This window comes from Rhizobium sp. PEPV16 (genome assembly GCF_008919455.1).
Taxonomy (GTDB): Bacteria; Pseudomonadota; Alphaproteobacteria; order Rhizobiales; family Rhizobiaceae; genus Rhizobium; species Rhizobium leguminosarum_Q.
Genome location: NZ_VSZV01000352.1, coordinates 63699 through 63995, shown reverse-complemented (window position 1 = coordinate 63995; position 297 = coordinate 63699). Strand labels below are relative to the sequence as shown.

General features: G+C 61.3%; 1 pseudogene. It reads right to left on the bottom strand.

Annotated elements, in window-relative coordinates:
• Window positions 1–297, bottom strand: a pseudogene (locus FY112_RS31775) (ISNCY family transposase); the annotation flags it as partial.

Below are 297 nucleotides of genomic sequence, written 5' to 3'. Positions count from 1 at the left end.
CAAAGCGAAGATGTAACAGCTTGCCGGTGGCGTCATCGATATAGACAAGCAGAGCGCATTTGGGGCCGCGGTTCTCAAACCACCAGTGATGCGAACCATCGATCTGCACGAATTCCCCGAAACAGTCGCGCCGGCCGCGGCTGGAAAACCCGCTTCTTGCGCTCGCGACGCGAGATCCAGATGCCGGCCTCGGTCATCCATTGCCGCAGCGTCTCCTTGGCGACCGAGATCCGGTGCAGCTCGATCAGCTTCTCGCGCGCCAGCGTCGGACCGAAATCCAGATAGCGCTCGCGGATC